Below are 18,573 nucleotides of genomic sequence, written 5' to 3' on the forward strand. Positions count from 1 at the left end.
CCCGGTCAGCCCGGCCACGAGGAGGCCCTTCCGCTCCAGCACGTAGGCTCAAGGAGGCGCGGCAACGGCGCCGCCCGCAGGGACGTCACCACAGGTAAGGATTTGGCTATGGAGCTCGGCCTCATCGGTCTCGGCAAGATGGGCGGCAACATGCGCGAGCGGATCCGCCGCGCCGGCCACACCGTCATCGGCTACGACCGCAACCCCGACATCTCCGACGTCGAGAGCCTCCAGGAGCTGGTCACCAAGCTGCAGGGCCCGCGCGTCGTCTGGGTCATGGTCCCGGCCGGCGCCGCCACCCAGGCCACCGTGGACGAGCTGGCCGAACTGCTCTCCCCCGGTGACGTGGTCGTCGACGGCGGCAACTCCCGCTGGACCGACGACGTCAAGCACGCCGAGGCGCTGGCCGCCAAGGGCATCGGCTTCGTCGACTGCGGCGTCTCCGGCGGCGTCTGGGGCCTGGAGAACGGCTACGCGCTGATGTACGGCGGCGACGCCGAGCACGTGGCCAAGGTCCAGCCGGTCTTCGACACGCTCAAGCCCGAGGGCGACTTCGGCTCGGTGCACGCGGGCGCGGTCGGCGCAGGCCACTTCGCCAAGATGGTCCACAACGGCATCGAGTACGCGATGATGCAGGCCTTCGCCGAGGGCTGGGAGCTGCTGGAGGCCGCCCCCGAGGTCACCGACGTCCGCGAGGTCTTCCGCAGCTGGCAGGAGGGCACCGTGATCCGCTCCTGGCTGCTCGACCTGGCCGTGCGCGCCCTGGACGAGGACGAGCACCTGGGCAAGCTCAAGGGCTGGGCCGCCGACTCCGGCGAGGGCCGCTGGACCGTCGAGGCCGCCATCGACCACGCCGTCCCGCTGCCGGCGATCACCGCCTCGCTGTTCGCCCGCTTCGCCTCCCGTCAGGACGACTCGCCGCAGATGAAGATGATCGCCGCGCTGCGCAACCAGTTCGGCGGCCACGCGGTCGAGTCGAAGTAGTCCCCGCAGGTCCCTCCACAGAAGGCGAGCGCAGTCCACCGCCATGCACGTCGCGCACCTGTCGCTCGCCGACTTCCGTTCCTACGCCCGGGCCGAGGTCCCCCTCGACCCGGGCGTGACGGCGTTCGTCGGCCCCAACGGCCAGGGCAAGACCAATCTGGTCGAGGCGGTCGGCTACGTCGCCACCCTGGGCAGCCACCGGGTCGCCACCGACGCCCCGCTGATCCGGCTGGGCGCCGAGCGCGCGGTGATCCGCACCTCGGTGGTGGACCGCGGCCGCTCCACCCTGGTCGAGCTGGAGATCACCCCCGGCAAGGCCAACCGGGCCCGGATCAACCGCTCCGACAACGTCCGCCCGCGCGACGTGCTGGGCCTGCTGCGCACCGTGCTGTTCGCCCCCGAGGACCTCGCCCTGGTCAAGGGCGACCCGGGGGAGCGCCGGCGCTTCCTGGACGAGCTGCTGACCGCCCGGGCGCCCCGGCTGGCCGGGGTCCGGCAGGACTACGAGCGGGTGCTCAAGCAGCGCAACGCCCTGCTGAAGACCGCCGCGATGGCCCGCCGGGCCGGCGGCGGCAAGGGCGCCGACCTGTCCACCCTGGAGGTCTGGGACGGCCACCTGGCCCGGGCCGGCGCCGAACTCACCGCCTTCCGGCTCCAGCTGGTGGCCGCCCTCCAGCCGCTGGTCACGGCCGCCTACGGGCAGCTCGCGCCGGGCGGCGGGGACACCGCCCTGGAGTACCGCAGCTCCTTCGAGGGCGAGCTGCCGGCCAGCCGCGAGCAGGCCGAGGAGCAGCTGCTCCAGGCGCTGCGGACGGTCCGCAAGCAGGAGGTCGAGCGCGGGGTCACCCTGGTCGGCCCGCACCGCGACGAGCTGGTGCTCAAGCTCGGCCCGCTGCCGGCCAAGGGCTACGCCAGCCACGGCGAGTCCTGGTCCTTCGCGCTGGCGCTGCGGCTGGCCTCGTACGAACTGCTGCGCGCCGACGGCGGCGAGCCGGTGCTGGTCCTGGACGACGTCTTCGCCGAGCTGGACGCCGCCCGCCGCGACCGGCTGGCCGAGCTGGTGGCCGGCGGCGAACAGGTGCTGGTGACCGCGGCGGTGGCCGAGGACGTGCCGAAGGCGCTGGCCGGCGCCCGGTACGCGGTCGCCGACGGCGCCGTCCGGCGCGTCACCGGCTGACCGCGCCGCACCGCGCCCCACGGACCGCCGCCGGTGCCCGCACACCCCGCACCCGTGTCCCCGGGAACGCCCACCCGTGCCGTCGCGCGCCCTTCCGGCTCCCGTACGCTGGACGGCTCACCGTTGTCCACAGGGTGGGGATGAGGAGATCGCCGTGAGCGATTCGGCGGAGCACCCAACGCCGACCGGTGCCGACCTGGCGCGCTCGGCGCTGCGGGCGGCCCGGGCGCAGGCCCGCCAGCGCGGTGAGCAGGTGCGCGAGAAGCGCGAGGCGAAGCGGCACGGTCTGCGCAGCGGGGCCCGCTCGGACGGCCGTGACCCGGTGCCGCTGGGGGCGGCGCTGACCAGGCTGCTGACCGAACGGGGCTGGGAGTCCTCGGCCGCGGTCGGCGGGGTGATGGGCCGTTGGCCGCAGATCGTCGGACCGGACATCGCCGCGCACTGCACCCCCACCGCGTACGACGACGAGGCCGCGGTGCTCACGGTGCAGTGCGACTCCACTGCCTGGGCCACCCAACTCCGCTGGCTGGCACGGCAGTTGGTGGCCCGTCTGAACCACGAGCTGGGCCACGGCACGGTCCGCACCATCAAGGTGCTCGGCCCGGCGGCCCCGGTGCGCGGCTACGGCCGGCTGCGCGCCCCCGGCAGCAAGGGTCCCGGCGACACTTGGGGATAGCCGTCGCGCCCGCCCGCCTCCGCCCGCCCGCCTCCGCCCGCCCGCCTCCGCCCGGCCCGGGGCGGTCGGTCCCGGAGCGGAGCGGACCGCGATCCTCCGGAACCCCTGACGGCCCTGCCAGGCGGCCTGAGCCCCCCGAGCGAGTATCGGGACATGTCCCGAGGGGATTCAGGGCGCCATTTCTGCCCTCAGAGGCTGCCAAACGCCCATCGATGTCAGTCGTACCGGTAGACTGGGGGCCAAACACTGTTGCTAGTGGCAACCGAGTCTAAACGCCGTGGTCGCACGCCCGCCCGTAGGAAGCGGGGATGCGGCCCGCGCTGTGCCAGAGAGGGCGCTTCGTGGCCGATTCCGGCAACCCCAGCCAGATCCCAGACCAGACCGACCAGTCCGACAGGTCGTACGACGCCAGCGCCATCCAGGTGCTGGAGGGCCTCGACGCCGTCCGCAAGCGCCCCGGCATGTACATCGGCTCGACCGGTGAGCGCGGCCTGCACCACCTGGTGCAGGAGATCGTGGACAACTCCGTCGACGAGGCGATGGCCGGGCACGCGGACACCATCGACGTGACGCTCCTGGCCGACGGCGGCGTGCGCGTGGTCGACAACGGCCGCGGCATCCCGGTCGGCATCATGCCGGGCCAGGGCAAGCCGGCCGTCGAGGTCGTGCTGACGGTTCTGCACGCGGGCGGCAAGTTCGGCAACGGCGGCTACGCGGTCTCCGGCGGTCTGCACGGCGTCGGCGTCTCCGTGGTGAACGCGCTCTCCACCCGGCTCGCGGTGGAGATCCACACCGACGGCCACCGCTGGACGCAGGAGTACAAGGCCGGCACCCCGACCGCCCCGCTGTCCCAGCACGAGGCCACCGAGCGCACCGGCACCAGCGTCACCTTCTGGGCCGACCCGGAGATCTTCGAGACCACGGTCTACTCCTTCGAGACGCTCTCCCGCCGCTTCCAGGAGATGGCGTTCCTCAACAAGGGCCTGACCATCGCCCTGACCGACGAGCGCCCCGAGCACGTCGACGAGGAGGGCAAGCCGCTCTCCGTCACCTACAAGTACGACGGCGGCATCGCCGACTTCGTCGCCCACCTCAACTCCCGCAAGGGCGAGGCCGTCCACCCCTCGGTGATCGACTTCGAGGCGGAGGACAAGGACAAGGCGATCTCGGTGGAGATCGCCATGCAGTGGAACTCCTCGTACACCGAGGGGGTCTACTCCTTCGCCAACACGATCCACACCCACGGCGGCGGCACCCACGAGGAGGGCTTCCGCGCCGCGCTGACCGGCCTGGTCAACCGCTACGCGCGGGACAAGAAGCTGCTCCGCGAGAAGGACGACAACCTCTCCGGCGAGGACATCCGCGAGGGCCTGACCGCGATCATCTCGGTCAAGCTCGGCGAGCCGCAGTTCGAGGGCCAGACCAAGGACAAGCTCGGCAACACCGAGGCGAAGACCTTCGTCCAGAAGGTCGTCCACGAGCACTTCGGGGACTGGCTGGACCGCAACCCCAACGAGGCCGCGGACATCATCCGCAAGTCCATCCAGGCCGCCACCGCGCGCGTCGCCGCCCGCAAGGCCCGCGACCTCACCCGCCGCAAGGGCCTGCTGGAGTCCGCCTCGCTGCCCGGCAAGCTCAGCGACTGCCAGTCCAAGGACCCGGCCGAGTGCGAGATCTTCATCGTCGAGGGTGACTCCGCCGGCGGCTCGGCCAAGCAGGGCCGCGACCCGCGCACCCAGGCCATCCTCCCGATCCGCGGCAAGATCCTGAACGTCGAGAAGGCCCGGATCGACAAGGTGCTGCAGAACACCGAGGTCCAGGCGCTGATCTCGGCCTTCGGCTGCGGCATCCAGGAGGACTACGACGAGTCCAAGCTGCGCTACCACAAGATCGTGCTGATGGCCGACGCCGACGTCGACGGCCAGCACATCCGCACCCTGCTGCTGACCCTGCTGTTCCGCTTCATGCGGCCGCTGGTCGAGTCCGGCTACGTCTACCTGGCGATGCCGCCGCTGTACAAGATCAAGTGGGGCAAGGACGACTTCGAGTACGCCTACTCCGACCGCGAGCGCGACGCGCTGATCGCCGCCGGGGTCGAGGCGGGGCGCCGCCTTCCGAAGGACGACGCGATCCAGCGGTTCAAGGGTCTCGGCGAGATGAACGCCGAGGAGCTCCGGGTCACCACCATGGACGCCGAGCACCGCCTGCTCCTCCAGGTCACCCTGGAGGACGCCGCCCGCGCCGACGAGCTGTTCTCGGTCCTCATGGGCGAGGACGTCGAGGCCCGCCGCTCCTTCATCCAGCGCAACGCCAAGGACGTCCGCTTCCTGGACGTGTGACGCCTGCCCGCAGGCCCCGCACGTACCAGTCCGCGTGAAAGGAAACTGACCACCAGTGGTCGACGACAACCGTCCCGAAGGCGAGCAGCCCGAGACCCCCGAGGCCGCCGCCACGGTGACCATGCGCATCGAGCCGGTCGAGCTCGAAACCGAGATGCAGCGCTCGTACCTCGACTACGCGATGAGCGTCATCGTCAGCCGGGCGCTGCCCGAGGTGCGCGACGGCCTGAAGCCGGTGCACCGCCGCGTGCTGTACGCGATGTACGACGGCGGCTACCGCCCCGAGAAGGGCTACTACAAGTGCGCCCGCGTCGTCGGCGACGTCATGGGCAACTACCACCCGCACGGCGACACCTCGATCTACGACACCGTGGTCCGCCTGGCCCAGCCGTGGTCGATGCGGATGCCGCTGGTGGACGGCAACGGCAACTTCGGCTCCCCGGGCAACGACCCGGCCGCGGCCATGCGCTACACCGAGTGCAAGATGGCGCCGCTGGCCATGGAGATGATGCGCGACATCGACGAGGAGACCGTCGACTTCGCGCCCAACTACGACGGCCGCTCGCAGGAGCCCACCGTCCTGCCCGCGCGCTTCCCCAACCTGCTGGTCAACGGTGCCACCGGCATCGCGGTCGGCATGGCCACCAACATCCCGCCGCACAACCTGCGCGAGGTCGCCTCCGGCGCGCTCTGGTACCTGGAGAACCCGGAGGCCTCCGCGGAGGACCTGCTGGACGCCCTGATCGAGCGGATCAAGGGCCCGGACTTCCCCACCGGCGCGCTGATCGTCGGCCGCCGCGGCATCGACGACTACTACCGCACCGGCCGCGGCTCGGTCACCATGCGCGCCGTGGTCGAGGTCGAGGAGATCCAGGGCCGGCAGTGCCTGGTGATCACCGAGCTGCCCTACCAGGTCAACCCGGACAACCTCGCGCTGAAGATCGCCGACCTGGTCAAGGACGGCAAGATCGCCGGCATCGCCGACGTCCGCGACGAGTCCTCGGCCCGCACCGGCACCCGCCTGGTGGTCGTGCTCAAGCGCGACGCGGTCGCCAAGGTCGTGCTGAACAACCTCTACAAGCACACCGACCTGCAGACCAACTTCGGCGCCAACATGCTGGCCCTGGTCGACGGCGTGCCGCGCACCCTGTCGCTGGACGCCTTCATCCGGCACTGGGTCAACCACCAGGTCGAGGTCATCGTCCGGCGCACCACCTTCCGGCTGCGCAAGGCCGAGGAGCGCGCCCACATCCTGCGCGCGCTGCTGCGGGCCCTGGACATGATCGACGAGGTCATCGCGCTGATCCGGGCCTCGGCGAGCGCCGACGCCGCCCGCACCGGTCTGATGGAGCTGCTCTCGATCGACGAGCTCCAGGCCAACGCGATCCTGGAGATGCAGCTGCGCCGGCTGGCCGCCCTGGAGCGCCAGCGGATCACCGACGAGCACGACGAGCTGCAGCGCAAGATCGACGAGTACAACGCGATCCTGGCCTCGCCGACCCGCCAGCGCGGGATCATCTCCGAGGAGCTCACCGCGATCGTCGAGAAGTACGGCGACGAGCGGCGCTCCACCCTCATCCCCTCCGACGGCGACCTCTCCATCGAGGACCTCATCGCCGAGGAGGACATCGTCGTCACCATCACCCGCGGCGGTTACGTCAAGCGCACCCGCTCCGACCTCTACCGCTCGCAGAAGCGCGGCGGCAAGGGCGTGCGCGGCGCCCAGCTCAAGCAGGACGACATCGTCGACCACTTCTTCGTGACGACGACCCACAACTGGATCCTGTTCTTCACCAACAAGGGCCGGGTCTACCGCGCCAAGGGCTACGAGCTGCCGGACGCCGGCCGGGACGCCCGCGGCCAGCACGTGGCCAACCTGCTGGCCTTCCAGCCGGACGAGCACATCGCCCAGGTGAGGGCGATCCGCACCTACGAGGACAAGCCCTACCTCGTCCTCGCCACCCGGGCCGGCCTGGTGAAGAAGTCCCCGCTGAAGGACTACGACTCCCCGCGCTCCGGCGGCCTGATCGCGATCAACCTGCGCCAGGACGACGAGGGCCGGGACGACGAGCTGATCGGCGCCGAGCTGGTCTCCGCCGAGGACGACCTGCTGCTGGTCTCCAGGAAGGCGCAGTCGATCCGCTTCACCGCCACGGACGAGGCGCTGCGCTCCACCGGCCGCGCCACCTCCGGCGTCAAGGGCATGGCCTTCCGCGAGGACGACGAACTGCTCTCGATGAACGTGGTCCGTCCGGGCACCTTCGTCTTCACCGCGACCGACGGCGGCTACGCCAAGCGCACCGGTGTGGACGAGTACCGTGTCCAGGGACGCGGCGGTTACGGCACCAAGGCGGCGAAGATCGTCGAGGGCCGGGGCTCGCTGGTCGGCGCGCTCGTGGTCGACGAGAGCGACGAGATCATGGCGATCACCCTCTCCGGAGGAGTGATCCGCACGAGGGTTTCCGAGGTTCGTGAAACCGGACGTGACACCATGGGCGTCCAACTGATCAACCTGGGCAAGCGCGATGCGGTCGTGGGCATGGCCCGCAACGCGGAGGCCGAGGACGAGGAGTCGGCGGAGGACGAGGTGGCGGGTACCGAGTCCACCGAGGTGGCCGAGGGTACGGAGACGGCGCCGGGCGGCGGGACCGCCCAGGCCTGACCTCGTACCGCGTCGGCCGGTACCGTCACGTCCGTACATCCGTACACGACGTGGCGGTACCGGCCGCCGACCAGTTCCGGGCAATCCCGCCGGGCGCTGGATGACGAGTGACGAAGCAGGGCGGTGCGCCGTCCTGGTGGGAAGTGCGGGAGGACCAGTGAGTGGAGCCACGGGTGCTGGGGGAGGCGCCGCCGGCGGCCGTCCGGGCGCAGCACAGGGCGGCGGGGCGTACGGCGTGCCGCAGCCGCCGGCCGAGCACCCGGCCGCGTCCACCTCGCTGATGCCGCCGGTCGGCGGGGCGGGCCAGGGCGGGACGTACGGCGGCCAGCCGGCGCCCCCGCCGGGTGCTCCGGCGGCGGGCGGCAACGGCTTCTCCCAGCCGACCACCTACGCCAAGGGGCAGCCGACCCCGCCCCGGGGCACCCGGGTCGGCGGCGGCAACACCCCGCCCGGCGGAACGCCCGCCGCGGGCGTGCGCCGTCCGGCCGCGCCGCCGGCCGCCGGGGGCCTCGGCCGGACCAGGAAGGCCCGGCTGCGGGTGACCAAGGCCGACCCGTGGTCGGTCATGAAGGTCAGCTTCCTGCTGTCGCTGGCGGTCGGGATCATCATCATCGTGGCGGCCGCGGTGCTGTGGATGACGCTGGACTCGCTCGGCGTCTTCGACTCGCTCGGCAAGACCCTGAAGGACGTCACCGGCTCGGACACCAACGGCGGCGGCCTGAACATCATGGACTACGTGGGCTTCGGCAAGGTGATGACCTTCACCTCGCTGATCGCCGTGGTCGACGTGGTGCTGCTGACCGCGCTCTCCACGCTCTCGGCGTTCATCTACAACGCGGCGGCCGGCTTCACCGGCGGCATCGAGCTCACCCTCGCCGAGGAGGACTGAGCCCCGGGACCTGACCCGGGATCAGTTCCCTCCCCCCGTCGGGGATTTTCCGTCCGTGGACGGAATCAGCGGGCCCCACCGGCTGTTGCAGCCGGTGGGGCCCGTCGGCATTCGGGTGACAGCCGCCCGGCGCGGCGTGCCGCCCGGACGGGGCGGGGCAGCGGTGGGCTTAGCTTGGTCCGCTCGTTCCGCGTCATCCGGCCGCCGCAGGCCTCCCCGGTCCCCACCGGACGGGTCCGGGACGACTGCTCAGGCACGGCAGGACGGAGACGCGCGATGGCGGAGCTCGCAAAGCGGCTGGTCGAGGCCCTGGACGGGCTGCTGGGGGTCCCGGTGCCACTGCGGGTGCAGGCCTGGGACGGCAGCGCGGCCGGGCCGCCGGGGGCGCCCACGGTGGTGCTGCGCAACCGCCGGGCGCTGCGCCGGCTGCTCTGGCGGCCGGACGAACTGGGCCTGGCCCGGGCCTACGTCTCGGGGGACCTGGAGGTCGCCCCGGGCTCCGACCTGTACGAGGTGCTGCGGGCCGTCGCGCACTTCGCCGAGCTTCCCGAGATCCGCCGGCTGCGGCTGGGCCCGGGCGACGTGCTGGGCGTCAAGGGGCGCCGGGCGATGGGCGCACTGCTGCGGGCCGGGGCGCTCGGGCCCGATCCGGCCCCGCCGCCGGAGGAGGCCCCGGCCGGCCGGGGGCGGCTGCACAGCCGCGGCCGGGACCGGGCGGCGATCCACCACCACTACGACGTCGGCAACGACTTCTACGGCCTGGTGCTGGGCCCGTCGATGGTCTACTCGTGCGCCTACTGGGAGCCCGCCGCGAAGAGCCTGGAGGCGGCGCAGGAGGCCAAGCTGGACCTCATCTGCCGCAAGCTCGGCCTGCGGCCCGGGATGCGGCTGCTGGACGTCGGCTGCGGCTGGGGCTCGCTGGTGCTGCACGCGGCCCGGCACTACGGGGTGACGGCGGTGGGCGTCTCGATCTCCGAGGAGCAGGTCGCGCTGGCCCGCCGGCGGGTCGAGGAGGCCGGCCTGGCGGACCGGGTGGAGATCCGGCTGCAGGACTACCGGGAGATCACGGACGGCCCGTTCGACGCGATCTCCAGCGTGGGCATGGCGGAGCACGTCGGCGAGGCCCAGTACCGGGTGTACTCGCAGGGCCTGTACGGGCTGCTGGTCCCGGGCGGCCGGCTGCTCAACCACCAGATCGCCCGCCGCCCCGACCACCCCGGTGAGCCCTACCGTCCCAGCCCGTTCATCGACCGCTACGTCTTCCCGGACGGCGAACTGTCCCCGGTCGGTTCCACCGTCTCCCGGCTGGAGGAGGCCGGCTTCGAGGTGCGCGACGTCGAGTCGCTCCGCGAGCACTACGGGCTGACCCTGCGTGAGTGGGTGGCCAACCTGGAGGCGCACTGGACGGAGGCGGTCGGACTGGTGGGGCGCGGCCGGGCGCGGGTCTGGCGGCTCTACATGGCGGCCTCGGCGCTGGCCTTCGAGGAGAACCGGATCGGGGTCAACCAGATCCTCGCGGTGCGCACCACCACCGAGGGCGCCGCGCACCTCCCGGCGACCCGCGCGGAGTGGCTGACCGCCGTCGGCACCGCCTCCGACCTGCCCGTCCCGGAGGGCCCCGCCGCAGGCCCGGCCGCAACGGATTTGGGGGATCGGGGATCGGTCCGCTAATCTTTCAGTGCGGCAAGGGGCTATAGCTCAGACGGTTAGAGCGCTTCCCTGATAAGGAAGAGGCCACAGGTTCAAGTCCTGTTAGCCCCACCACCGCGAAGGGCCCGGAGCGCTGCTCCGGGCCCTTCGGCGTTCCGCCGCCGGTTCCGGGGAACCCCGGGCGCCGGCCGGGTGTTCTACCGGTGGAGGCCGGGGTCCGCCCCGGCGGCGTGCGACGGTGGAGGCGGTGGCGCCATGGGTCTGGTCTTCGCGATGACCGTTCCCGGCCTGGTCTGCGTCCTGGTGGTGCTGGCCTTCGTCGACCAGCTGGCGCTCCGGGCGCGCCGCTCGCGGCTGGTGCCGTGGCGGGGGACCGGCCGGGAGGGGCAGATCTCGGCGACCGGTTTCGAGCAGCTGCACGCGCAGTTCGCGGCCGGGAAGCAGCACCAGCTCGACGAGCGGCAGAGCTCGCTGATGCTGCGCGACGAGGAGGACGACGGGGCTCCGCCGCGCACCCGGGTGGACCTGGCGGCGGGGGTCGTGGTGCTGGTGCGGCCGCCCGGCGGGGCGCCCGATGGGCGGGAACGGTGAGGGCTCCGCGCGGGCTCCGTGCCGGGCCGACCGTACGACAGGAGGTGTGGCGTCAATCCTCCGGCCGGACGGGTCGGTTGGAGGCAGCGGTGGCTGGTCACGATTGGGACACCGGTGTGTATCATCGGCCGCAAGGGCAGTCCGGCATCCCGACCGCCCGTTCGTGCTCGTAACACAACCACGGACTCGTCGGCCCGATCGGATCGATCGGCGCACGGCTGCTGAGTCCGTCAACGCAAGAAGGACGAGGTCCCGCGGTGAAGAAGCTTCTCCTGGTCGCCCTGGTCGCCCTCGGCGGCTTCTTTGTCTACCGTCAGGTCCAGGCGGACCGCGCCGAGCAGGACCTGTGGACCGAGGCCACCGACCCGGTTCCGGCCGGTCGCTGAGGCCTCCGGTCTGACGGTCGACCGTCTTCGGAAGGCGCCGCGCGGCGCCTCCAGGGCCGGCCGGCCCGGTCGGGTGACCGGGCCGGCCGGACTTTCCCGGCCCCGCACGGCAGGAGTGCCGGGAGGGGGCACCGGATCGGTGCCGGGACCGGGTACGCTGGTGTCCGGCGGTGCGTACGGTGCCGCCCCGGGGCTTTAGCTCAGTTGGTAGAGCGCTGCCTTTGCAAGGCAGATGTCAGGAGTTCGAGTCTCCTAAGCTCCACAGTCCTCCCACCGCGTGTGGACGGCGACCGGCCGCTGACCTGAATCCAGGTCAGCGGCCGGTCCGCGTTCTCAGCGGGGGTTCCCCGGGTCCTGCCCGGAGCGGTCCTGCGGCTCGGAGCGGTCCTCCGCGGGCCCGCCGGGCCCGGCGGCCGGGGCGGGGCCGGTGGCGTCCGGCGAGCCGTTCACCGGGGCGTCCGGGCCGGTCGCGGTGCCCGCGTCGGACGGGGCGGCCGGGCGGTCCGCGGACGGGGGCTCCACCAGCCACTCCGGGTTGCTGCGGTGGCGCCACCACTGCCAGGTGGCGATGCCGCCGGCGATCGCGATCACCCCGGCCACGGCCAGTCCGGTCGCCCAGCCGCTCCGGCACGAGCGGCGGGCGTTGCGGGCCGCGAGATCGCTGATCTCGGCCGAGGTGACGTTGCCGCGCATGGCGGTCAGCGCGGCCGCCCCGCGGGTCTGCGCCTCGTGGGCGACCGGGACGACGGCGGCGCGGGCCTCCTCGACGGCGTGCACGACCTTGGGCGTGACGGTGGAGCGCGCCTGGTCGGCGGCCCGGACCGCGGAGTGGCGGGCGGCCAGGGCGGCCTCCTGGGAGCGGTGCAGGGCCTTCAGGGCGTTCTGCTGGGCCTCCGGCGGCAGGCTGGCGAAGGCGTGACCGACCTGGGGGGCGATGTGCCGGTCGTACTGGACGCGGACGGTGTGGGCGGCCTGGGTGGCCTGCTGCCGGGCGTTGTCCGCGAGGTTGCCGGCCGTCGCTCGGGCCGAGTCCAAACGGGTCACGAGTCTCTCCTCCTGGTGGCGTCCTTTATGCACATATCCACCTGAATGCTGATCATGCCTCCGTATTCGTCCGGCGGCATGCCGGAGTGGGCCGTACGCGGGCGTGCCGGGCCGGCGGGAGGCGGGCGGGGGCCGGTGCGGGGCCGGTGCGGGGCGGGGCGAGCGGGCCGCCCGGACGGGGGTACGGCCGCAGTAGGCTGGCGGTTCCGGCGGACCCCCGCCGGGAGCGCGCACGCGTCGTCGCAGCAAGTCGTGGCAGAAGGGGATAGCCGATGCTCCCGGACGAGCCGAGGCCGCCGATCGACCCGACCCCCGGGGCGCCGGGCGGCGGGCACGGGCTGTCCCGCTGCTACCGGCACCCCGAGCAGGAGACCGGCATCGGCTGCACGCGCTGCGGCCGGCCGATCTGCCCGCAGTGCATGGTGAACGCCTCGGTGGGCTTCCACTGCCCGGACTGCGTCGCCGAGGGCGGCCGCCAGGTCCGGCGGGCGACCACCCGCTTCGGCGGGCGCCCGGCCGTGGACGGCGCGCTGGTCACCAAGGCGCTGATCGGCATCAACCTGGTGGTCTTCGTGCTGGCCGCCTACGTGCTCACCCCGTGGCTGGCCCTCGACCTCGAACTGCGCAGCTTCGCCCCCGACCTCTCCCCGGGCCACTACTACCCGTTCCCCACCGGCGTCGCCGAGGGCCCGGGGCAGTGGTACCGGTTGCTGACCGCCGTCTTCCTGCACACCGCGCCCTGGCACATCGCCACCAACATGCTGGTCCTCTGGGTGCTGGGCCCGCAGCTGGAGGGGGCCCTGGGACGGGTCCGCTTCCTCGCGCTCTACCTGCTCTCCGGACTGGCCGGCAGCGCCTTCGCCTTCCTGCTGGCCGGGGACGGGATGCGCTCGCTGGGGGCCTCGGGGGCGGTCTTCGGCCTGCTGGGCGCGACCGTGGTGCTCTACCGCCGGGTCCGGGCGCCGCTCGGACCGATCGTCGCGCTGCTGGTGTTCAACCTGATCGTCACCTTCTCGGTGCCGAACATCGACTGGCGCGCGCACCTCGGCGGCCTGATCGCCGGGATGCTGACCGCGGCCGGCCTGATGTACGCCCCGCGGGCCCGCCGGGCGGTGGTGCAGGGGCTGACCCTGGCGGTCGTGGCCGGTCTGGTGGTGGTGATGGTGCTCGCCGGGACGGCCGCCTACGGCGGGTGATCCGGCGGCGCCGGAGGGCGTGAACGGCCGTCCGGCACCCGCACGGTTGTCCACAGCCTGTGCGGAGTTGTGCACAGGCGGTGCGAACGAACCGGACCGGACAGCTGTTCTACGCGCGTCCTGCTGTGCGGATCCCATGGCCGAGGGAAGGGCGCGCGATGGTGTGGAAAGCGCCCCCGGTGCAAGTTATCCACAGGCCGGTGCGACTTTTCCCCAGTGTGGATAACCATGTGGATAAACACGACAAGCGGATAACCGCAGAACGGACCCCCCGCCGGGAGGACACGCCGGAACGCCGCCCCGGCTCGAACCGTCCGGGGCGGCGGTGAAGGAACTCAGGGCAGCAGCCCCGGCGTCACTTCCACTGGGTGGAGACGCCGAAACCCGCCGCGATGAAGCCGAAGCCCACCAGGATGTTCCAGTTCCGCCAGCTCTCCACCGGCCAGCTGCCGCTGGTCACGTAGTAGGTGACGATCCAGACCAGGCCGACTAGGAACAGTGCCAGCATCAGCGGTGCAACCCAACCGCGGCCCGAACTGATCTTCACCGTGGCCGTGGTCGGCGGGGTGTAGTCGGACTTCTTGCGGAGTCGAGACTTCGGCACGAGGAGCTCTCCTGTCGATGCGCTGTGACCGCGCAGGGGTTCACGGTGGTGTGGCGGCGTCCGTTAGCGTAGTGGTTCGGCGGGTCCGAAGGAGATAAGGGTACGGTGCCTAATTTGTCGATTCCCCCTCGGCCGGCCCGTACCCGCGCCCCCGGCACCCGAATTGTCGGACGTGCCCTGACCTGCGCCGTCTTCGCGCTCGCCGGTCTGCTCTTCTACATCAGCGCGCAGACCGCGCGCGGCACCGACCTGCGCACCGACAACTCGCTGCTCAGCCTCTCCGACGTGATACGCCAGCGCAGCGCGCAGAACCAGCAGTCCCAGGCCCAGCTCGCCGACCTCCAGGAACGCGCCCAGCGGCTCACCGACCAGCAGGGCAGCCCGGCCGACGCCGCGCAGCTCACCGCCCTGGAGCAGGCCGCCGCCCTGGACCCGCTCCAGGGCCCCGGCCTGACCGTCACCCTCAACGACGCCCCGCCGAACGCGACCGCGCGCATCCCCGGCGTGCGCGAGCCCGACGTCAACGACCTGGTCATCCACCAGCAGGACATCCAGGCCGTGGTCAACGCGCTGTGGCGCGGCGGCGCCGAGGGCGTCCAGGTGATGGACCAGCGGCTGATCTCCACCAGCGCCGTCCGCTGCGTCGGCAACACCCTGCTGCTCCAGGGCCGGGTCTACTCGCCGCCCTACGTGGTCAGGGCCGTCGGCAGGACCGACGCGCTGCGCACCGCGGTGGAGGCGGATCCGACGGTCCGCAACTACCTGCAGTACGTACAGGCGTACGGACTGGGCTGGAAGGTGCAGGAGAGCGGTGACCTCGCGCTGCCCGGCTACTCGGGGACGGCCGACCTCCGCGCGGCGACCGGCCAGCAGTAGAGCGGCGGGACGCGCCGGCCGTCACGGGGGGAGGGCCTAGTCTTGAGTCCAGTCCGCTGCGTCGAGGGAGCACCATGTACGGCTGGATCTGGCGTCACCTCCCGGGGAACACCCTGGTCAAGGCCGTGGTCTCGGTGCTCCTCGTGCTGGGGATCGTCTACCTGCTCTTCACCTACGTCTTCCCGTGGGCGGAACCGCTCCTCCCCTTCGGCGACGTCACAGTGGACGGAGACGGCGGCGACGGCGCCGTCGGCTGACCCGGCGGTCCCGCCCCCGCCCCCAGTCCCCGCACACCCCGGAGAACGCGCGCCCATGACCTCCCGGCCGACCCCGCCCCGCATCCTGGTCGTCGACAACTACGACAGCTTCGTCTTCAACCTGGTCCAGTACCTCTACCAGCTCGGCGCCACCTGCGAGGTGGTCCGCAACGACGAGGTGACGGTCGGGCACGCGGTGCGCCGCGACGGCGCCGGCGGCTTCGACGGGGCGCTGCTCTCCCCCGGCCCGGGCGCCCCCGAGGAGGCCGGCGTCTGCATCGAGATGGTGCACCACTGCGCGCGGATCGGGCTGCCGGTGTTCGGCGTCTGCCTGGGCCTGCAGTCGATCGCGGTGGCCTACGGCGCCGTGGTCGGCCGGGCGCCCGAGCTGCTGCACGGCAAGACCTCGCCGGTGGAGCACGAGGACGGCGGGGTGTTCGCCGGCCTGCCGTCGCCGCTCACCGCGACCCGCTACCACTCGCTGGCGGTCGAGCCCGCCACGGTGCCGGCCGAGCTGGTGGTGACCGCGCGCACCGCCAGCGGCGTGATCATGGGGCTGCGCCACCGCGACCTCGCGGTGGAGGGCGTGCAGTTCCACCCGGAGTCGGTGCTCACCGAGGGCGGCCACCGGATGCTCGCCAACTGGCTGGCCGAGTGCGGTGACCCGCGGGCCGTCGACCGGTCGGCCGGGCTCGCCCCGGTGATCGGCCGGGGCTGAGGGGCGTGACCGCGGTGCGTCCGGAGGGGCGCCACCAACCGGAGGCGGACCCGCAGGGCGGCGGTGCCCGTCCGGGCGGCGGCCCGTACCCGCAGCAGTACCCCCCGGGCGGTCCGTACCCGCAGGCCCCGGACCAGCAGGCGTACCCGCAGGGCCCGTACGGGCAGCAGGGCCCGTACGTCCAGCAGGCCCCGTGGGGGCAGTACGGGCAGCAGGAGCAGTACGGCCGGTACGGCGGTCCGGGCCGGCAGGACCCGTACGGGCAGCAGGACCCGCCGGGGCCCCAGCAGGGCCAGTACCAGGGTTACGACCCCTACCAGGAGCAGCAGCTCCGGCAGGGCGGCCGCATCCCCGCCCAGCCCGGCCCGGGCCAGGGCTGGGCGGACCGGCACGGGGCGGAGGACGGCTGGGGCGTCTACGAGCAGGCCGCGCCGCCCGTGGCACCCGGGCGGGCCGAGGAGACGCTCCGCCTCCACCTGGAGAGCCCCGACGCGCCCACGGCCGGGCAGGCGGTGCTGGCCGCCGCCGAGACGGTCACCATGGACGCGGTGGCCGACGGGCCGCCGCCGCCCGCCCCCGGCGGGCGGGCCGAGCGCCGCAGGGCCGCGCAGGGGCGCGGCCGGCGCCGTTCGGGCGGCCGGACCCGGGCCGCGGACCGGCCCCGGCCGAAGGAGCCGGTGGCGGTGGTCCTCGCCCGGTTCCTCGGCGAGCTGTGCATCACCCTCGGCCTGGTGATGCTGCTGTTCGTCTCCTACCAGCTGTGGTGGACCAACGTGCAGGCCGACGCGGCCGCCGACGGGGCCCGCAGCCAGCTGGAGGAGCAGTTCGACGCGGCCGCGCCGGCCCCGGCCGGGGCGGCCGGACAGCCGGCCCCGGACCCGGCCAAACCGGAGACGTTCGAGCCCGGCAAGGGCTTCGCGATCATCCATCTGCCGAAGCTCGGCCAGAAGTTCCCGATCGCCGAGGGCACCGCCAAGGGCCCGGTGCTCGACAAGGGACTGGTCGGGCACTACACCGGCACCGGCATGCCGGCCGACAAGGCGGGCAACTTCGCGCTGGCCGCGCACCGCAACACCCACGGCGAGCCGTTCCGGCGGATCAACCAGCTGGGCAAGGGCGACAGGATCGTGGTGGAGACCGCGACCGCGTACTACACCTACGAGGTCAGCGGCGGCATCCCGGAGACCCCGCCGTCCAACGTGAGCGTCATCAAGCCGGTGCCGAACGGTGCCGGGTACGGCGGACCGGGCCGCTACATCACGCTGACCACGTGCACGCCGGAGTTCAGTTCCAAGTACCGGCTGATCGTCTTTGGCAAGATGATCGAGGAACGGCCGCGCAGCCAGGGCAAGCCGGCCGCCCTCACGGGAGGCTGACCGCGGGCGGGCGAAGAGCAAGGGGAGAGACGTGACGCAGGAGACCGGAGCGGTGGCCGAGGAAGTCTTCCCGGGGCCCGGGCCGCGGGACGCGGACGGCCGCGGCCCGCAGCGGCGGCGCGGACGCGGCCGCGGGCGGGCGCTGGCCGCGCTGGGGGTCTTCGGCGAGCTGCTGATCACCCTGGGCCTGGTGCTCGGCCTCTTCGTCAGCTACTCGCTCTGGTGGACCGACGTGCTGGCGGACCGGTCCGCCGCCGCGGCCTCCGACCAGCTGCGCGACTCCTGGGCGGCCGGCGGACCGGCCGCCGCGCCGGCCGGCTCCGGGCCCGGCGCGGCGACCGGCGCCCCGGGCGTCCCCGGTGCCCCGGACGCGCCGGACGCCTCCGGCGCCCCGGTGCCCGGCGGCGCGTCCGGCACGAGCGGTGCGGGCGGCTCCGGGGCGGGCCCCGCCCAGGGCCAGGGGCTCGGCTTCCTGCACGTCCCCGCGATGGGCCGGAACTACCAGGTGCTGATCCGGATGGGCACCGACGCGGACACCCTGGCGGACGGCGTCGCCGGCGTCTACGAGCAGCCGTACCGTGCGGCGATGCCGTGGGACGCGTCCGGCAACTTCGCGCTGGCCGCCCACCGGGACGGCCACGGGGCGAAGTTCCACAACCTGGACGCCCTGCGCAAGGGCGACCCGATCGTCGTCGAGACCCGGGACAAGTGGTACGTCTACCGGGTCGACAGCACCCTGCCGGAGACCTCCAAGTTCGACACCGGCATCGTCGCCCCGGTGCCGAAGGGCTCGGGCTACACCGAGCCCGGCCGGTACATCACGCTGACCACCTGCACCCCGGTCTACACCTCGCGCTACCGGATGGCGGTGTGGGGGAGCCTGGTGCGGGTGGACGACATGGACGCCAGGCGCACCCCGCCCGCCGAGCTGCGGCGCGGCTGAGGCCGCCGGGGGGCCTTCCCGGCCCCCGGGGACGGAGGACGGCCCGTGGCCGCCCGGGAAGGCCCGGCCGGGCCGGGGAACGCCCAGGAAGTGCCCAGGAGCGCCCAGGAGCGCCGGGAAGGAACGCCCGAGGGCCCGTCGACACGGTGTCGACGGGCCCTCGGGCGCTGTCGCGCGGGGAACAAGCAACTCGCCCGGCCGGTCC

Annotated in this window: 16 protein-coding genes, 2 tRNA genes and 1 pseudogene; 17 read left to right on the top strand and 2 right to left on the bottom strand. The window is 73.0% G+C overall.

Features of this window, described 5'->3' with window-relative positions; translation table 11 throughout:
• Positions 1-87 precede the first annotated feature (87 nt).
• The 11 genes and pseudogenes from gnd to ACF1AK_RS07535 all read left to right on the top strand — a co-directional run.
• Positions 88-984 (top strand): annotated as a pseudogene (gene gnd / locus ACF1AK_RS07485) (phosphogluconate dehydrogenase (NAD(+)-dependent, decarboxylating)); the annotation flags it as partial.
• A 43-nt stretch (positions 985-1,027) separates the two neighbouring features.
• Positions 1,028-2,161 carry a DNA replication/repair protein RecF gene (gene recF, locus ACF1AK_RS07490; RefSeq protein WP_391497782.1) on the top strand — a complete coding sequence of 378 codons (1,134 nt, stop codon included), beginning with the start codon at positions 1,028-1,030 and terminating at the stop codon, positions 2,159-2,161.
• Positions 2,162-2,315: 154 nt separating this feature from the next.
• The gene (locus tag ACF1AK_RS07495) at positions 2,316-2,837 is read left to right on the top strand and encodes a DUF721 domain-containing protein (protein WP_391497783.1); all 522 of its coding nucleotides are present in this window, start codon (positions 2,316-2,318) and stop codon (positions 2,835-2,837) included.
• A gap of 308 nt (positions 2,838-3,145) precedes the next feature.
• On the top strand, positions 3,146-5,176 hold the full coding sequence (gene gyrB, locus ACF1AK_RS07500; protein ID WP_391497784.1) for a DNA topoisomerase (ATP-hydrolyzing) subunit B: 2,031 nt from the start codon (positions 3,146-3,148) through the stop codon (positions 5,174-5,176).
• A 121-nt stretch (positions 5,177-5,297) separates the two neighbouring features.
• Complete coding sequence (gyrA, locus tag ACF1AK_RS07505) at positions 5,298-7,838, top strand: DNA gyrase subunit A (RefSeq protein ID WP_391498042.1); 2,541 nt, start codon at positions 5,298-5,300, stop codon at positions 7,836-7,838.
• 235 nt (positions 7,839-8,073) lie between these two features.
• On the top strand, positions 8,074-8,727 hold the full coding sequence (locus ACF1AK_RS07510; protein WP_391497785.1) for a DUF3566 domain-containing protein: 654 nt from the start codon (positions 8,074-8,076) through the stop codon (positions 8,725-8,727).
• A gap of 276 nt (positions 8,728-9,003) precedes the next feature.
• Positions 9,004-10,398: a class I SAM-dependent methyltransferase gene (locus tag ACF1AK_RS07515; RefSeq protein ID WP_391497786.1), complete on the top strand. Its 1,395-nt coding sequence runs from the start codon at positions 9,004-9,006 to the stop codon at positions 10,396-10,398.
• Between the two features lie 16 nt (positions 10,399-10,414).
• Positions 10,415-10,491, top strand: a tRNA-Ile gene (locus ACF1AK_RS07520).
• A 141-nt stretch (positions 10,492-10,632) separates the two neighbouring features.
• Positions 10,633-10,968: a DUF6191 domain-containing protein gene (locus ACF1AK_RS07525; protein ID WP_391497787.1), complete on the top strand. Its 336-nt coding sequence runs from the start codon at positions 10,633-10,635 to the stop codon at positions 10,966-10,968.
• A 257-nt stretch (positions 10,969-11,225) separates the two neighbouring features.
• Positions 11,226-11,354: a DLW-39 family protein gene (locus ACF1AK_RS07530; protein WP_014137031.1), complete on the top strand. Its 129-nt coding sequence runs from the start codon at positions 11,226-11,228 to the stop codon at positions 11,352-11,354.
• Positions 11,355-11,543: 189 nt separating this feature from the next.
• Positions 11,544-11,616: transfer RNA gene (locus ACF1AK_RS07535), tRNA-Ala, on the top strand.
• A gap of 71 nt (positions 11,617-11,687) precedes the next feature.
• Here the strand turns inward: ACF1AK_RS07535 and ACF1AK_RS07540 are convergent.
• Positions 11,688-12,398 (bottom strand): DUF5324 family protein, encoded by a 711-nt coding sequence (locus ACF1AK_RS07540; protein WP_391497788.1) that lies wholly within the window; start codon positions 12,396-12,398, stop codon positions 11,688-11,690.
• 272 nt (positions 12,399-12,670) lie between these two features.
• Between ACF1AK_RS07540 and ACF1AK_RS07545 the strand changes: the two genes are divergently transcribed.
• On the top strand, positions 12,671-13,594 hold the full coding sequence (locus tag ACF1AK_RS07545; RefSeq protein ID WP_391497789.1) for a rhomboid family intramembrane serine protease: 924 nt from the start codon (positions 12,671-12,673) through the stop codon (positions 13,592-13,594).
• 355 nt (positions 13,595-13,949) lie between these two features.
• Here the strand turns inward: ACF1AK_RS07545 and crgA are convergent, their stop codons facing one another.
• On the bottom strand, positions 13,950-14,198 hold the full coding sequence (gene crgA / locus ACF1AK_RS07550; protein WP_350560558.1) for a cell division protein CrgA: 249 nt from the start codon (positions 14,196-14,198) through the stop codon (positions 13,950-13,952).
• A gap of 114 nt (positions 14,199-14,312) precedes the next feature.
• Here crgA and ACF1AK_RS07555 point away from each other — a divergent pair, with 114 nt between their 5' ends.
• The 5 genes from ACF1AK_RS07555 (at position 14,313) to ACF1AK_RS07575 (ending at position 18,368) form a co-directional block, all read left to right on the top strand.
• Positions 14,313-15,074: a DUF881 domain-containing protein gene (locus tag ACF1AK_RS07555; protein ID WP_391497790.1), complete on the top strand. Its 762-nt coding sequence runs from the start codon at positions 14,313-14,315 to the stop codon at positions 15,072-15,074.
• Between the two features lie 74 nt (positions 15,075-15,148).
• Complete coding sequence (locus tag ACF1AK_RS07560; protein ID WP_350560556.1) at positions 15,149-15,331, top strand: hypothetical protein; 183 nt, start codon at positions 15,149-15,151, stop codon at positions 15,329-15,331.
• Between the two features lie 55 nt (positions 15,332-15,386).
• Positions 15,387-16,049 carry an aminodeoxychorismate/anthranilate synthase component II gene (locus ACF1AK_RS07565; protein ID WP_391497791.1) on the top strand — a complete coding sequence of 221 codons (663 nt, stop codon included), beginning with the start codon at positions 15,387-15,389 and terminating at the stop codon, positions 16,047-16,049.
• Between the two features lie 5 nt (positions 16,050-16,054).
• On the top strand, positions 16,055-17,425 hold the full coding sequence (locus tag ACF1AK_RS07570; protein WP_391497792.1) for a class E sortase: 1,371 nt from the start codon (positions 16,055-16,057) through the stop codon (positions 17,423-17,425).
• Between the two features lie 31 nt (positions 17,426-17,456).
• Complete coding sequence (locus tag ACF1AK_RS07575; protein ID WP_391497793.1) at positions 17,457-18,368, top strand: class E sortase; 912 nt, start codon at positions 17,457-17,459, stop codon at positions 18,366-18,368.
• Positions 18,369-18,573: the final 205 nt, after the last annotated feature.

The organism is Kitasatospora sp. NPDC015120, assembly GCF_043080305.1.
Taxonomy (GTDB): Bacteria; Actinomycetota; Actinomycetes; order Streptomycetales; family Streptomycetaceae; genus Kitasatospora.

Excerpts from the sequence above, each read along its gene's own strand:
- recF (WP_391497782.1), top strand. The coding sequence starts at position 1,028 with ATGCACGTCGCGCACCTGTCGCTCGCCGACTTCCGTTCCTACGCCCGG.
- gyrB (WP_391497784.1), top strand. The coding sequence starts at position 3,146 with ATGCGGCCCGCGCTGTGCCAGAGAGGGCGCTTCGTGGCCGATTCCGGC.
- gyrA (WP_391498042.1), top strand. The coding sequence starts at position 5,298 with ATGCGCATCGAGCCGGTCGAGCTCGAAACCGAGATGCAGCGCTCGTAC.
- ACF1AK_RS07515 (WP_391497786.1), top strand. The coding sequence starts at position 9,004 with ATGGCGGAGCTCGCAAAGCGGCTGGTCGAGGCCCTGGACGGGCTGCTG.
- ACF1AK_RS07525 (WP_391497787.1), top strand. The coding sequence starts at position 10,633 with ATGGGTCTGGTCTTCGCGATGACCGTTCCCGGCCTGGTCTGCGTCCTG.
- ACF1AK_RS07545 (WP_391497789.1), top strand. The coding sequence starts at position 12,671 with ATGCTCCCGGACGAGCCGAGGCCGCCGATCGACCCGACCCCCGGGGCG.
- ACF1AK_RS07560 (WP_350560556.1), top strand. The coding sequence starts at position 15,149 with ATGTACGGCTGGATCTGGCGTCACCTCCCGGGGAACACCCTGGTCAAG.
- ACF1AK_RS07565 (WP_391497791.1), top strand. The coding sequence starts at position 15,387 with ATGACCTCCCGGCCGACCCCGCCCCGCATCCTGGTCGTCGACAACTAC.